Annotated in this window: 14 protein-coding genes; 1 reads left to right on the forward strand and 13 read right to left on the reverse strand. The window is 47.2% G+C overall.

Annotation, left to right across the window (positions count from 1 at the left end):
• Positions 1 to 63 precede the first annotated feature (63 nt).
• The 8 genes from IJ22_RS08155 to IJ22_RS08190 form a co-directional block, all read right to left on the reverse strand.
• Positions 64 to 1,347 (reverse strand): efflux RND transporter periplasmic adaptor subunit, encoded by a 1,284-nt coding sequence (locus tag IJ22_RS08155; RefSeq protein WP_062408388.1) that lies wholly within the window; start codon positions 1,345 to 1,347, stop codon positions 64 to 66.
• Position 1,348: 1 nt separating this feature from the next.
• Positions 1,349 to 2,011, reverse strand: a complete 663-nt coding sequence (locus IJ22_RS08160; protein WP_062408389.1) for an HlyD family secretion protein — start codon at positions 2,009 to 2,011, stop codon at positions 1,349 to 1,351.
• A 70-nt stretch (positions 2,012 to 2,081) separates the two neighbouring features.
• A complete protein-coding gene (locus tag IJ22_RS08165) occupies positions 2,082 to 3,659 on the reverse strand; it encodes a DHA2 family efflux MFS transporter permease subunit (RefSeq protein ID WP_062408390.1) in 1,578 nt (525 codons plus the stop codon).
• Positions 3,660 to 3,708: 49 nt separating this feature from the next.
• Positions 3,709 to 4,587 carry a TetR/AcrR family transcriptional regulator gene (locus IJ22_RS08170; RefSeq protein ID WP_062408391.1) on the reverse strand — a complete coding sequence of 293 codons (879 nt, stop codon included), beginning with the start codon at positions 4,585 to 4,587 and terminating at the stop codon, positions 3,709 to 3,711.
• Positions 4,588 to 4,841: 254 nt separating this feature from the next.
• Positions 4,842 to 5,081 (reverse strand): YkuS family protein, encoded by a 240-nt coding sequence (locus IJ22_RS08175; protein WP_054820207.1) that lies wholly within the window; start codon positions 5,079 to 5,081, stop codon positions 4,842 to 4,844.
• Between the two features lie 135 nt (positions 5,082 to 5,216).
• Complete coding sequence (locus tag IJ22_RS08180) at positions 5,217 to 5,600, reverse strand: hypothetical protein (RefSeq protein ID WP_062408392.1); 384 nt, start codon at positions 5,598 to 5,600, stop codon at positions 5,217 to 5,219.
• 199 nt (positions 5,601 to 5,799) lie between these two features.
• A complete protein-coding gene (locus tag IJ22_RS08185; RefSeq protein ID WP_062408393.1) occupies positions 5,800 to 6,228 on the reverse strand; it encodes a GNAT family N-acetyltransferase in 429 nt (142 codons plus the stop codon).
• A gap of 78 nt (positions 6,229 to 6,306) precedes the next feature.
• Positions 6,307 to 7,518 (reverse strand): MFS transporter, encoded by a 1,212-nt coding sequence (locus IJ22_RS08190; RefSeq protein WP_062408394.1) that lies wholly within the window; start codon positions 7,516 to 7,518, stop codon positions 6,307 to 6,309.
• 127 nt (positions 7,519 to 7,645) lie between these two features.
• On the opposite strand from IJ22_RS08190, the gene IJ22_RS08195 reads away from it, so the two are divergent.
• Positions 7,646 to 8,521: a LysR family transcriptional regulator gene (locus tag IJ22_RS08195; RefSeq protein WP_062408395.1), complete on the forward strand. Its 876-nt coding sequence runs from the start codon at positions 7,646 to 7,648 to the stop codon at positions 8,519 to 8,521.
• A 50-nt stretch (positions 8,522 to 8,571) separates the two neighbouring features.
• Here the strand turns inward: IJ22_RS08195 and IJ22_RS08200 are convergent, their stop codons facing one another.
• The 5 genes from IJ22_RS08200 to IJ22_RS08220 form a co-directional block, all read right to left on the reverse strand.
• A complete protein-coding gene (locus tag IJ22_RS08200) occupies positions 8,572 to 9,630 on the reverse strand; it encodes a tartrate dehydrogenase (RefSeq protein ID WP_062408396.1) in 1,059 nt (352 codons plus the stop codon).
• 20 nt (positions 9,631 to 9,650) lie between these two features.
• On the reverse strand, positions 9,651 to 10,334 hold the full coding sequence (locus IJ22_RS08205) for a haloacid dehalogenase type II (RefSeq protein WP_062408397.1): 684 nt from the start codon (positions 10,332 to 10,334) through the stop codon (positions 9,651 to 9,653).
• A 110-nt stretch (positions 10,335 to 10,444) separates the two neighbouring features.
• Positions 10,445 to 11,128, reverse strand: a complete 684-nt coding sequence (locus tag IJ22_RS08210; protein WP_062408398.1) for a GntR family transcriptional regulator — start codon at positions 11,126 to 11,128, stop codon at positions 10,445 to 10,447.
• Between the two features lie 115 nt (positions 11,129 to 11,243).
• On the reverse strand, positions 11,244 to 13,337 hold the full coding sequence (locus IJ22_RS08215; protein WP_082660741.1) for a methyl-accepting chemotaxis protein: 2,094 nt from the start codon (positions 13,335 to 13,337) through the stop codon (positions 11,244 to 11,246).
• A gap of 129 nt (positions 13,338 to 13,466) precedes the next feature.
• The gene (locus IJ22_RS08220; protein WP_054818413.1) at positions 13,467 to 14,987 is read right to left on the reverse strand and encodes a tripartite tricarboxylate transporter permease; all 1,521 of its coding nucleotides are present in this window, start codon (positions 14,985 to 14,987) and stop codon (positions 13,467 to 13,469) included.
• Between the last annotated feature and the right edge of the window lie 14 nt (positions 14,988 to 15,001).

The raw sequence follows: 15,001 nt of genomic DNA on the forward strand, positions 1-15,001 counted from the left end.
CCTCCTGTCAAGTCTGATGTCGGTTATTTCTGCCTTTTTCTTCCGTTATAGCTCTCATTGCTGCTATTCAACCACAACTTTAGTGCCATCGGACAAGCTTGCCGGCGGTGAGATCACAATTTTGTCTTCATGATGGAATAAGGAGCTGTTTTCAACAAAAACCCAATCCTTATTTTTATCCTCAGTTGTAACTGCGATCTCCCGGACCTGATCTCCATCCAGCTTATACACAAGTTTTTTTCCGTCTTTTTCAATAATGGAGTCTCTCGGTATTTCTACACGTTTAGCAGCATCGGCGGTAAAGTTCACTGTAACCACGTTACCTGCGCGGAGAAGATTTTCCGGATTCGGGACGGTTAACCTTACCGTAAACGTGTTATTGTTAGGATCGGAAACCGGACTAACGAAGGAAACCGTTCCTTGAAATTTTTTATCCGGTAAGCTCGCGACTTGAATATCGATGGAGTCCCCTTCCTTGATCTGGTTCACCTCTGACTCCGGAACACTCACCTCGACTTTGGCAGGATCCAAACTAACCAGCTGCAGAAGGGAGGCACCGGAAGGCATGGCGGTGAAAGCCATCTCACCGGCTTTTGCATATTTCTTCACCACAATACCGTCGATCGGAGAAACAATAGAGGCATTCCTCAGCATTAAATTGGCCGAATCAAGATCCGCTTGTGCAGCTGCAACCTGGGCTCTAAGCTGGTCTATCGTACTGGCCGCAGCTCCGGCCTTTAATAAGTCCAGCTTCGCCTGGGCACTCCTCGCATTGGCTACCGCTGCATCGTAGGCTGATTTTGCCGTTTTATAGTTGGTTGTCGCTAACTCCAATTCATCCTTCGTGATGTTGCCCATATCATAATGGTTTTTGGCTTGATTATACGTAATTTGAATTTGGTCAAAAGCCGCTTTCGATTGATCAACCAAAGCATGGGCAGCATCCAGTGCACCTTGGACTGCACGGATATCCTCTTGCCTGGCTCCCTCAAGCGTATTAGCGAGCTGGGCTTGTGCTGCATCGAGACCGGCCTGGGCTTTTCTCACCTGCACTTCTAATTCGCTTGTCTCCAGCTGCACAAGCAAATCGCCTTTTTTCACTTTTGCCCCTTCCTCTACCAAAATGGAAGCGATTCTTCCAGGCTGCTTGGAATAGATCTCTACCGTTTCATTCACAACAACCTTACCGATGAGTCCACGTTCGACAGATGACAATGTAATCGTCTTAACCGAAGGAATCTGCTGTTCGGAGGCATTAGCAGGCAGATCGGTGCCGCAGCCTGTAAAGACCATCGTCGAAGCGGCAAGAACGGATAATATGGTGATCGTACGAAACCTTTTGTTCATCTCAGTTCTCCCCCTTAATATGTATCTTCACTTCAGCGCTCATGCCCGGAGACAGGTTCAACCCTCGCTGATCGTCTATCGATATTTTGACCCCGATCCGCTGGGTCACCTTTGTAAAATTACCGCTTGTGCTTGTCGTAGGAAGAAGAGAGAACGTTGACGCCGTGGCGTTCCCGATCTCATAGACTTTTCCAGTAAGCGTATGGCTCGGGAATGAATCAATGGAGAATTCAACATATTGGCCGAGCTTGATCTTTTCGATTTCCGTCTCTTCAATATTGGCGGAAACATAAAGTGCTTTTTTATCCACAATCATCGCTACGGATTGGCCCGGTGTGACGACCTCGCCCGGTTTTGCCGAGGTATGAATTACCGTACCGCTAACCGGAGAGCGAAGTGATGCTTGATCCAGTAACGTGCTGGATAAGTTCGTTATGTCCTGCTGACCTACGATTTGATCCGCAACAACCGTATCTCCTTGTTTGATCGTCAGTGTGTTTAGCTTCCCTGAAATTTTAGGCATGACACGATAGATCTCTCCTGCTAATCGCGCATCTTCCGTTTTCACATAATGAACCGATTGATACCAAAAATAAGATCCAATGCCTGCCCCTGAACCTATGATGACGATAATGATCAATATTAAGATCAGTTTTCTTTTCATGTTTCTCCCCCCAAGATTTCAAACGATAGATATGGTTCTGTATGGTCAATAAGCTCGGGTGAACTCAACCTTAGTGAATCATGATGTCATCCCCGCCTTCACGGGACGATTTGTTTTTCATTAGAAATACGAGAGGGATGCAAATCGCTCCCAAGATCACAAGAAGAAAAAACGTATCCGTGAAGCCCCGTACTAACGCTTCTTTCTGAATCGTTTGACCCAGTACGCCAAGGAATCCGCCCTGCGAGGCAGCCGTATCCGCCCCCAGCATCATATAGTTATGTACAATATGGCCTTGGAATACTGCAAATGCCGGCGACGTTTCTGATATCTGCTCCGTTATCGCTGCTCCGTATTGTGTTGTCCGATGCGACATAAAGGTCCCCAAAAGAGCAATCCCAAAGGAGGATGACACACTGCGCAGGATGTTGGAGAGCGAAGACGCGCTGCCCATCAGCTCGTTAGACATCGTATTTAATCCCGCAGCAATAATGGGCATCATGCATAAACCGATTCCCAGCCCTCGAATAACAAGGTATACGTTCAATTCATAGTTGGAGATGTCACCCGTAATAAAATGCAATTTGTAAGTACCAAAGGTTAATAGCGCCAGACCAGTTACTCCAAAAGGAATGACTCCAATCCGGTTTGATAGCGCACCGACAAGCGGCATCATCAAGGCGGTGGCAATGGCTTGAGGCATCAGCTGTACTCCCGTTTGAGACGGCGTTAGCCCCCCGACATTCTGGTACCATATCGGAAGGATATACGCTCCTCCTTGAATCGCAATAAACACCAGGGAAGAGATAAGGATACTGACGGTAAAATCCTTATTTTTAAATAATCGTAAATTGATGACCGGGTCTTTCTTCCCCGTCTCAACCCACAGCAGCAGCATGAAGCTGGAAACCGATATCCATATGAGCGTAACGATGTATAGGGATGTCCACCCCTCTGCTTCACCCTTTTTGATGATCAGCAGCAATGAACAAAAAAAGATACTCGAGAGAATAATGCCCGGAAAATCAAATTTCAAATGCGATTGTTTGGGTGTTTCTTTAATGAGAAAAAAAGCGATCAATAAGGATAAGAGGCCTATCGGAATATTAATATAAAACAAGATGCTCCAATGCATATGCTCTACGACGTAGCCTCCAATCGTTGGCCCCAGGGAAGGAGCAGCCATGGCAGAGATCCCCCAAATCCCCATCGCGATAGGCACCTTGGAGCGATCCATAATCTGATAAAGCATGGCCATGCCTACCGGCATGATGATTCCTCCGCCTAAGCCCTGAAGGACTCGAAATACGATAAGGCTGGTATCATTCCACGCCATCCCGCACATGGCTGAAGTCATTATGAAAGCCGAAACCGAAATCATAAGTATTTTTTTATAACCGAAGCGGTCTGCCAAGAATCCTCCGAGCGGGATGACCACGGCTGTAGCCAAAGTATATCCGGTAACCACCCACTCCATATCATCTATTGTTGAATTCAATAAGCTGGTCATTTTGGGTATAGCGACATTGATTACGCTATGGTCCAACATTTCGAGAAACGTTGCAAAAATAATGGAGAATAAAGCAATCCACTGCTTGATGCCACCCTTTTCCTTATCCGGCGATGGCTCAGATGTATTGGTAGTCATACATGTCCCCTCTTATATTACATATTTTGTAAAGTTAGTGGGCCCTCTCTTAGTCAAAAAGAAGTCTTTCGAGACGGTTACACAACTCCGATAAGGGTTTATGTTCTCTTAAATAATTTAGTAATGACTTCTTGATCACGGTTCTTGGACGATTACGATTCGCTTCTTCCTTCAGATAAGCAATCGCTTCTATCACTTCCTTTTTAGACTGAGGTTCGATGTTAAGAGACGCTGCCTTGCTCTCTATCATCCTATACAATTCCAAGATTTGGTTCTCTTTATCCACAGGACTGTACTCAACAAATTCTATTTTTTTTCTTAGTTCACAAGTAATCACGGGCTCGATACGGCTTTCATGAAAATACTGAATGAGGATATCGAGGATATTTGAAATCAGCTTGGATACAACTGGAATAGCGTTTTGTTGAGTATGAATGATTTGAAAGGCATATTCCCGCATAAAGGAGTGATAGGCTAATACGATATCCCAAACGAAGGGATCGATCTCTTCACCATAGGCAGACAGCAGCATTTTTTTCGTTAAATGCATGATTTGTTTTTCAAATATGACGATGGAGGAATTCGTTTTGACTAGACTTGCAGAGCTCACATCATGGGGAGAGATCACGGATAAGAAGAAATGCCTTTGCTCAAAAATATGTTCCAGTGTGAGCTGACAATGCTTCTCGATCTTTTCTTTTGCAGTCATATCCGCCAGCAGAATGACATAGTCCGCCATTTCCTGCATGGAATCGATAAATTGAGTCAAGACTTCGCTGAGAAGTACATCCTTGGATTCGAACATTTTATAAAAGGAGCCCTTGGCTACACCGGCTTCCTTGGCGATCTCATCTACCGTGGTTGCTGCAAGCCCCTTCTCGGAAAATAACCGGCTCGCTGCATCAATGATTTCTTGGCGCTTTGGCATGCTTCAACCTCCTGGATATTCACTCAAAGAACTAATGAGTTCATTGTGAACACTAAAGTTTAAACATCTTTTACTGATTATACATTGGACATTTTTTCCTCGTCAATACTAAAGAGTCTCTTTTGAACTCATAAGTTTACAGTTTAAAGCCTTTGTTCATTGATTTTTCAATAATTGATAGATAACGTTAGGTCCCGAATAGTTATCCAAACAAAAAAACCCGCTGGCAGCGGGCGTAAGGAATGGTATAGACTCTAGCTCAAGCTTTGGTTTACTCTTTGTACAATTTCATCGGCTGTCATGCCTCGGGCGTTAATCACCGACGCTTGAGTAACGGTTTCACTGATTCCCATCACGTTCTTATCCTGACCGGAAATGACGCAGCAATCGCAATTTTGCAAATTTCCGCTGTCTATGGAAACAACCTCGTGCCCGTTTTGCTGCAGGGCATTCTTTACATCCTCCAAGCTGTTCTCAACCGCAATTTTTGCCATGGCTTTTCTTCCCTCCTTTTCCATGATGTAGTTTACCCTGGAAGTTTCCTTTTTTATACCAGCTATTTTAGGGAGATGGGATAATCTTTATTGATGACAATCGGATCGTATACGCGCTGTAAAGAAATCGTGTACTTATCCTGCTTGGAGGCAGGGATGTAAAGATCCAGGTATGGACTGCTGCTTTCGCTTGTAATTGCTGTTCACTTTCTCCATTAATTGATCGTTTTGGGAAATTTGATCGTTATACTCTTTTATGAAGAAATACACGCCTTCCAGCCGGTCTTGATGAGGGGCTCCTTTTTTCACTTTCAAGTGAAGATATCCGTCATGATATCGAGCCTTCTCAATGACGATGTCCTTATTCTTATATCGAACCGTTAAGGGGAACGTTCCATTCATTGAAAGCTCAAAGCTGCCGCTGGGTTCTCTCTCTGAGACTTGTACCGTTCCTATATGCAGGTACAGCTCCTTTACCTCGGTGTCAAAGAACACGGATGAGGAAAATGGCAGCTGCATCTTTCCGTCTTCCATCATCAATCCAGGACCGGAAGAAGTGTTGTTCGTTGTCTCGGTCCAATATGCCTCGCCTCACTTTAAATGTTTCTATTCATATAGGCGTAACCGAGCGCCATTCGGTTCAATCCTGACCAAAGAAAAACAGCTGCAATGAGCAGCTGCGAATTAACCCTATTTTTTACTCTAAGCGGCATCTTGTTCACTCATCCGATTCCACTTCATACACACATTGAAATCGTTCAACGCCGGGGAATTTTTCCCCCAGGCTTCTGATGGAAAAACCGATATTCCTATAGAACTCCACCGATTCTTCATCGGTTTCCGCTTGAATTTCCCGCGGTTTTTTGAGCTCGATCAGCTCCAATATTTGTCCTCTGCCATAGCCTTGCCCGCGATATTCCGGATGAACAGCGAGATGCTTCACTTCCAGAAGCCCATTCGGATGCGCAATAAACCCGACAAGGCCAATCATTTGGCCATCCTCTTCATATCCATACAGCTCGCGGCTGTCCTCTTTCGCATAGGCGTTCAGTTCCTTTTCCAACAAACCGGAGTCGGGAAAGACCGAATACGAGAGCAGTTCCTGTATATTTTTTTCGCCGAGCCTATGTTTAATATCCACTAGCATTGAAAGTCACTCCGTTACCGTTTCAAAATAAGGATTGCACTCTTCTATTAAATCATAGTTTCCGGCGTTGTCCAATTTTTATTTCGTTGTGATCATCCCGTTTACCCGAACCAGACTTCGGCTTTCCTCCGCATAGAGCTTTCTGGTCAGGAAGAAGGTCAAGATAAAGACCAGCATTCCGCCTCCGACCACTCCGGGCCAACGGTTTAGATGCCAAAACCAGCCCAAATAAAAACTTCCCAGGCCGCCGCCCAAATAATAAAAGAATAAGTACAGACTGGCCGCGCTTGCTTTGGCAAAGGCCGCCCGGGAATTTACCCAGCTTGCCGAGGCGGAATGGGAAAAGAAAAATCCGAAGCACTGCAGAACCAGGCCGATCAGGATAACCGGAAGCCAACCGACAAGCGTAAGCAGAAGACCCGAGGCAAAGATCAGGATACCTGCCATCATACAGCGGCTTTTGCCCCAGCGGTCGGACAATCTTCCGGACACCGCGGAACCCAGGCTGCCGGCCGCATAGGCCAGAAAGAGCATGCCCAGCTGGGAAGGACTCAGATGAAAGGGCTCCTCGCTAAGCAGGAAAGTAAGATAATTAAACGAACCGATAAACACAAAAAAATGCAGGCCTCCGATCAGCATTCCGATGCTCAGCGTCGGGTTTTTCAGATGATTGATCATAGCCAACGCGGCACTGCGCCATTGCAGAGGCGAAGGCTTAAAATTGCGGGAACGGGGAAGCAAGAACACAAACGCGACAAATAAAGCCACCGACAAGAATCCTATCATGGCAAAGGACGAGCGCCATCCCCAATGCTCTGCGATCACTCCGCTCAGAATCCTTCCGCTCATTCCTCCAAGGCTGTTCGCCGCGATATAAAGACCCATGGAAACACTTAATGCTTTGGGTGAAAATTCTTCACTCATATAGGCCATCGCCAAAGCCGGAAGCCCTGCAAGAAACAAGCCCTGTACGGCGCGCAGGATGAGGAGAACCGAGTAATCGCTGACGTAGGCCGTCAGAACCGTGGAGACGACCCCTCCTGCCATGCACCAGACCATGATCGGTTTTCTTCCAACCGCATCGGATACGGGCCCGTAAATCAGCAAAGCCACACTGATACAAAATACCACCACCGAAAGCGATAAGCTTGACATAAATTCGCTTAATCCAAATTCAACAACGAATAAGGGCAACAGCGGCTGCGTCAAATAAACGATCGCAAATACCAGGAAGGACCCCAGGCTTAGCGCCGCCGTAGCTCTCCAATATTCTCCTGTACCATAATTCATCAACGAAAACTCCTTTACATGACTGTTCTACAGATGATACCATGATGACATACTATTAATAAAATATATTAATTTCATCATTTCCATAACTATTGGGAATAGTTTATTCCGCAAAGGAGAGCCATGGATGGATTTTAAAAAGCTGCAGTATTTTGTAGAGATTGCGAATTCCGGCAGTTTTACCAAAGCTGCCGAGAAGCTGCTGGTTGCCCAGCCGGCGATCAGCAAATCGATTCATAAACTGGAGGAGGAATTGCAGCTCACCCTGTTCGACCGTTCGGAAAAGGCAGTGGCTCTAACCCCGGAAGGCCGCGCGCTGCTTATTCACGCCCGGGCCATTCTCAGCCGTGTAGAAGAAGCCCGTAAAGAAATGGAGGAATTAAGAGGACTCGAGAAAGGGGAAATCCGCATCGGTCTCCCCTCCATGTTTGGCAGTTATTATTTTCCCCAGATCATTAAGGAATTTAAAAAGAAATATCCTGCTCTCACCATCAGCGTAGTAGAAGCAGGAACGCTGGAAGTTCAAAAGCTGTTGGATCGTAAAGAGGTGGACATTGGAATTAGTGTTCTCGGCGACCACCAGCAGGAGCATCACGAGGTCATCCCTTTGTTAAGGGAGGAAATGGTGGTTTGTCTGCCGGCCGGTCATCCTCTGGCGGAGCGTTCGTCCTTGCGCCTTCAGGAGATTTTGAGCGAGCCCCTGGTTTTATTCAAAGAAGGTTATCTCCAGCGTGAATTGATTATGGAAGCAAGCCGATATGCCGCGAGCCCACCGAATATCACCTTCTCAACCAATCAATTGTCCCTGATCAAATCCCTGGTATCCGAGGGCTTTGGAATCACTTTGTTTTTGCGTATGGTCATTAAGCACGACGATCAATCTCTGGTTCCCGTCTCACTCGATCCGCCGGTATATCTGCATTTGGGGGCTTCATGGAACAAGGATACGTACTTATCGAAAGCATGCCAAACCTTTATGAACTTTCTCAAGCAGTGGTTATAAAGGCGAAAAATAAAAACAGAAGCACCAGCTGTGCCTCTGTTTTTTACCGATTACAATGTCTTAAGCCGGCGGCAAATTTCCTGAACCACTTCGGTCGTCGACGATGTGCCCCCGATATCCGGAGTTTTGATGCCATCCTGAATGACGCTTTCCATAACTTCAAGCATTTTGCGTCCGGCCTCGACTTCGCCCAAGTGATCCAGCATCATCTTCGCCGTCCAGATTTGACCTATGGGGTTAGCAATCCCCTTGCCGACAATATCGGGTGCGGAACCGTGTACGGGCTCGAACATGGATGGATATTTCCCGTTGATGTTAATATTGGCTGCCGGCGCGATGCCGATGCTGCCCATGATGGCCGCTCCCAGATCGGTGAGAATATCCCCGAACAGATTGCTTGCCACAATGACATCGAACGTGTGCGGGCGGGTGACAAAGAATGCTGCCAAGGCATCAATATGGCAGGATGACGTCTCGATGCCGGGATAATCCTTCCTTACTTCGTTAAACACGTCGTCCCAGAACGGCATCGAATGCACGATGCCATTGGATTTGGTTGCGCTGGTGACACGGCCTTTTCTTTGCTCAGCCAATTTGAAGCCGTACCGAATGGCCCGTTCCGTTCCTTTTCTGGTAAAGACGGCGCCTTGAATGGCTACCTCGTCCTCTCCTTTATGAATCCGTCCGCCGATCTCACTGTATTCTCCCTCGCTGTTTTCCCTCACCACGATCAGATCGAAATCGTTCGGAGAGTGTAAGGGGGATTGAATTCCCTTTATATATTTGGCGGGGCGGATATTGATGACCTGCTCGAATTCACGGCGGATTTTGATCAACAACCCCCAAAGGGACACGTGATCCGGAACCCTCTGCGGATCCCCCACCGCTCCGAGAAATACGGCAGTATAATTTTGCAGGATTTGAATCCCGTTATCAGGCATCATTTTCCCGTGCTCCAAGTAATAATCGCAGCTCCATGGATAGCTTGTAAAATTAAATTTCAAGCCCCCGTGAACTTCCGCTACCGTGTTTAACACTTCCAACGACGCGGGGACAACCTCCTTGCCGATGCCGTCGCCTGGAATCACCGCTATATCGTATATGTTCATGTGTTATCTCCTCCAGTTCCCTACTTGGGGCTTATCATTTGAAGCAGCCCCGTTAAATCAGCCATTTCATAATCCGGGCTGTAACGGGGGTCAAGCGTATAATCATTCAGCCGGTTGGACCAGGCGCAGGTAAGCCCCGCTGATTTGGCTCCCATCACATCAAACACCGAGCCCGCAACATGCAATAATTCCCTTCTATCCAATCCGAGACGGGTAAACGGAAGCTGATAAATTTTGGGGCTTGGTTTATATGCTTCGGCCTGATCGGAAGAAAAAATGTAATCAAAATGAATGCCGATCTCCTCTTGAAGCGCTTGCAGCATCGCTTCCGTTCCGTTGGACAAAATGGCGATGGCGTAGCCTCTATTTTGGATTTCGGACAGGACCTCCGCCGCCTCCGGCCAAAGGCGCAGTCTCGTCCAAGCCAGTAACAATCGTTCTCTCGCTTCATCGGCCAGCTGAATGCCGAAACGCTTGGCTGTGTAGTCCAATGCGCGGAGGGTGATGGTATCATAGCTTAAATATCCCGTATCCAACGAATTGTTAAGCAATAAATAATCCCACTGCCGGGTACGCCACGTCCGAAAAAACGCCGTCGTATCAAGCTTATTTGAACCAATTTCCTTTGTGAGCTCGGGAATCAGACTCCCTTCAATATTAGCCAAAGCCGAGTATACATCGAAAGAAATCAACCGATAGGACATTGATTTATCCTCCTCTCTCTAAATTTGTAGACTGTCGACAGTAAACAATTATAGTATAACAGATCCGATTTGATTTATGAATCTTTTTTTGAATCGGATCGTGTTTTTTTTTAAAGCGGTCCGCCGGAATGCCCGAGAACTTGAATCAAATGCTGATAATCGGCCGTCAAGTGGCGTATCATGGCGCTTGACGCTTCTTCTTCGTTACGCTGCTTCATATACTCATAGATTTCCGCGTGCTGGTTATAAATCGTCCAATCGCGGGCTTCGCCCTGGAAATTCATGATCCGGTATAGAAACATCAAGGATCTCAAGTCGTTTAATTGTTTTTGTAAACGGTCATTCCGGCTGAACCGGATAATCAGATGATGGTATTGTTCGTTTAACCGGATCACTTCGTCCTTATCGTATCCATGGGGCTGTTCAATTTTTGATTTGGTTAACCTCAGCGTCTCTTCGATCTGCTTCAATTCCTCATCCGTCGCTTTTTGAACAGCCACACGGACAGCAAGCGCCTCAAGCGCCATACGGCATTGATAAATATCCTCAACGTCCTTTACCGTCGGCTTATAAACGATGATCCGCGATTTGTCGTCAATGATGACCAACCCTTCTTTTTCCAGGGCCCGGATCGCTTCCCGGATCGGACTTCTGCTGACATTCATTTCCTTGGCCAGCCTGGACTCCACAATTCGGTCTCCCGGTTTGTATATACCGTCAAAAATCATTTTTTTGATCGCATGGTACAGTTGATCATAATAGGGCATGGGCTTCTCGACGGAATAGGACTCCATTCATTTCACCTTCTTTTTCTGTCGGCATCAGTATAGGTATAAATGTAATGAATGCCCTCAGCGAAGTCAATGTCTGAATCCCATGAACCTCCCGGCTTCGCATGCTCAGGAGCCCTTAAACCCGGAATTTCGTTAAAGCCGCCTCCAATGAATCGGACAAGCTCTCAAGCTTCTCGGACAACCTGACGAGTTCCTCGCTGATATGGGTCTGCCCATGACTGAGTGAAGCGACCTCTTCCGTCGTTGCCGACGACTGCTCTGCTACAGCACTGACATTATGAATCGCAGCGCTGAGCGCGTATTGCGATTCATCCAATCGGTTGATCGATAAAGATACGTCCGTCAGCTTCTGAACAAAGCCGTCCATGTGCTCCTGCACCTGATTGAACAGCGTATCCGCTTCCTTGACGGATGCGATCTGTTCTTGGAACAACGGATAAGCGGTCGACAGCACCGATACCGTCTCATCGATTTCGCTTTGAATCGTCTCGATAATCTGCCCTACCACGTCGATGGATTGTTTGGATTGATCCGCCAGCTTGCGGATTTCGTCAGCCACGACCATGAATCCCTTGCCTGCGGCTCCGGCTCTTGCCGCTTCAATCGCAGCATTGAGCGACAAGATGTTGGTTTGCTTGGTTACATTATGTAATACATCCAATATTTTTCGAATGGAACGCGTGCTTTCCTTTAAATGATCCACTTTTTCAATCAGGGAACGAGTCATTTGTTCGGTAGAGTTCGTCTTGGAGATCAGCTCGACCATATATTCCGTTCCTTGTTTACTAGCTTGCTGCACCTGTGTCGCTGAGTTGACCATATCTTTATTAACCTCAACAACCTGCTCCATTTGCTTGCCGATCGTTTGCATGATGTCGCTTCCGCGTTCGGCCTCGACCGCTAAGCTGCCGGCTCCACCGGCGATTTCTTCTGTAGCCACGGCAATTTCTTTGGCCGATGCCGCCGTTTTCCTGGCAGCCTCTGAAAGTTCGCTTGAGGTGGACAACACCTCTTGGGCGGAGCGATTCGTTTGCTGGACCAATAACGTGATTTGTTCCATCATCTGGTTAAAGCTTTGTGCAAGCTCGCCGATTTCATCCCGGCTGTTCACTGTACAGCGAACGACAAGATTTCCCCGTTCCCCTTCCTTCATCAGGTTTCGGAGTTCGACCAACGGACGGGCAATGATCCGAACAACCAGATACCCGATGCCGCAAGCCACCAATGCCGCAATCAATGTCATCAAAACCGTTATTCCGGAGATTTTTTTGGTTTCCGCCAACAATTCATTCATCGGAACGCTTCCAAGCGTATACCAGCCTGTTTTTGACGACTGCTGATATACAACGAGCTGACTTTCGCCCGACGGATCAACCACAATATCGGAATATTGAGCCTGATCCAAATTGACGGCCACCTTGGAACCGGAACCTACAAGCTCTTCATTAGGATCATACACCATTCGGTGATCCGGGCTGACAATCGCAGCGAATCCGGTTTCCCCCATCTTCACGTCATTCATTTCATTCTGAAATACGCTGTACTTGTATTCAAACAGCACTATCGCATGATCCTGACCGCCTGAAATATCCGGCAGGATACCGGCTAGCGCAAAGGATTTCACCCCTTGTGTTCCGAAAAAACCGTCGTTTCGGGTTTCCAGCCAAACCGGAACGCCCTCAGCGGCAGACGATACTTTTTTAAACCAATCCGTATCGGTAACCTCCGTATTCGGCGGGTTCCCTGTTGTAACGATCGCTTTTCCGTTCTTGTCAAGCAGACTGATGGCATACATCGTATCGGCGTTGGATAAAGCGGATATCTGTGCTATGATTTGGCTGCCGATTTCCATCTGATCGAAAGAACCTTCAGGCGCCGAATAATACTTGAGAATGAGTAATTTTAAATCGCTGTCGGACAATGCCTGTTTGAAAATATCCTCAAACGAATTGTACAAAATATCGAGCTTGCGGCTGGTTTGAACAATCGTCTGTAACGACGCATCCGCTACCTTTTCCTGAATCACGTTTTTGGAAATAAAATAGGATGACGCTCCCATGGCGACAACCAAAACGACAACGCTGGCAAAAAAAATCAAAAACAATTTCATACCGACCGATTTCATCGGGTTTTTCTTCGTTATAACGAACGTCTGCTTACGGTTATTCCGATCCAATGAGATGAGTGAACTCCATGCTTTTTTGAACATTAGGCACCATCCTGTTTAACTCAAAAAAAATGGGAATTCAACCTTCTTGAGATGGTTAAATCAATTGGATAACCAAGTCCTTCAGGTAGCGAATTCCCTTTTTTTGAAGTTTATTATATTTGTGCAGATCTATCCGGAAATATCCACCTCAGAACCGACCGCGGCTTTTACCCGTTGTTTGGTACGCCGGATCAGGATCAGCGAAACAAAGAGAAGTACGAACGCCATGATCAGAATGCTCAACGATATCGGACGTGTAAAGAAAATGGAGAAATCGCCTGACGACATCGACATGGATTGAACAAAGGACTGCTCGAACATCGGCCCAAGAATAAAGCATAAGATCAGAGGAACCACCGGCCAACGGTATTTTTGCAAGAAGTATCCGACTGCGCCGAAAACTAATGCCATGAACACATCGAACAAACTGTTTCTTACCGTATAAGCCCCAATAATACTTAATACGAGGATAACAGGAGCCATCACACCGTATGGTACGGTAGTCAGTTTTGCCCATAATCCAACTAACGGCAAATTGAGTACAAGCAGCATCACATTACCGATAAACATACTCGCGATAATCGTCCAAACGAAGCCTCCGCTTTGTTCGAACAAAACCGGCCCCGGCTGAAGTCCGTAGATCATCAAGCCGGCGAGCAGAACGGCAAGCGGCGGAGAACTGGGAATACCCAGAGCAAAAAGCGGGATAAAGCCGGAAGAGCTGGTCGCATTGTTGGCCGACTCCGGTGCTGCCACCCCTTCAATCGCCCCTTTGCCGAATTGTTCCGGGTGCTTGGACACTTTCTTTTCTACGTCATAAGCCAGAAAGGTCGTAACCGCAGTGGAGCATCCGGGTAATAAGCCGAGGACAAAACCGATAAATCCTCCCCGGAACATCGCTTTGTAACTTTTCTTCAGGTCCGCAAAACTCGGATATACGCTGCCGATTTTGCCCGGAGCAATGGCGCCGCTCCTTTCTTCCATCCCCTTAATGACCTCGGTGATGGCGAATAGCCCGATAATGACGCTGATCATATCAATGCCAGCCGATAACGTATCGCTTCCAAACGTAAACCGCATCTGACCTCCGGAAGGCCCCATTCCCCCCATGGAGAACAAATAACCGAAGAGTCCCATGATTAATCCCTTAATAATGGAATTGCCCGCCAAGTTTACAATGACCGTAAGCGCCAACAACATCAATGCAAAATATTCCGGCGGACCGAACTTTAACGCCTGGTCTGCAAGGATCGGAGCAAAGAAGACAAGTCCGATCACCCCCATGGTTCCGGCCACGAAAGAACCGATTGCAGCGATGCCGAGCGCCGGACCGCCTTTTCCCTGCTTGGCCAGCGGATAACCGTCCAAACAGGTCGGCACCGATGAAACCTCTCCTGGAATGTTAAGCAGAATCGCCGTCGTTGAGCCGCCATACATGGCTCCATAATAGATTCCCGCTAACATGATAATTCCTTCTACCGGGCCGAGCACCGTTGTTAAAGGCAGCAAAATGGCGATGGCGGAAGTAGGTCCGAGACCCGGCAGCATCCCGACTAACGTTCCTACAAGTGCGCCCAATATGGCCATCGCAAGGTTAAGGGGTGTAACCGCTTCTGCAAATCCGTGTAAAAGCATGTTTAATGCTTCCATTGTTCATGTTTCAC

Source organism: Paenibacillus naphthalenovorans, from assembly GCF_001465255.1.
In the GTDB taxonomy this organism is placed as follows: Bacteria; Bacillota; Bacilli; order Paenibacillales; family NBRC-103111; genus Paenibacillus_G; species Paenibacillus_G naphthalenovorans.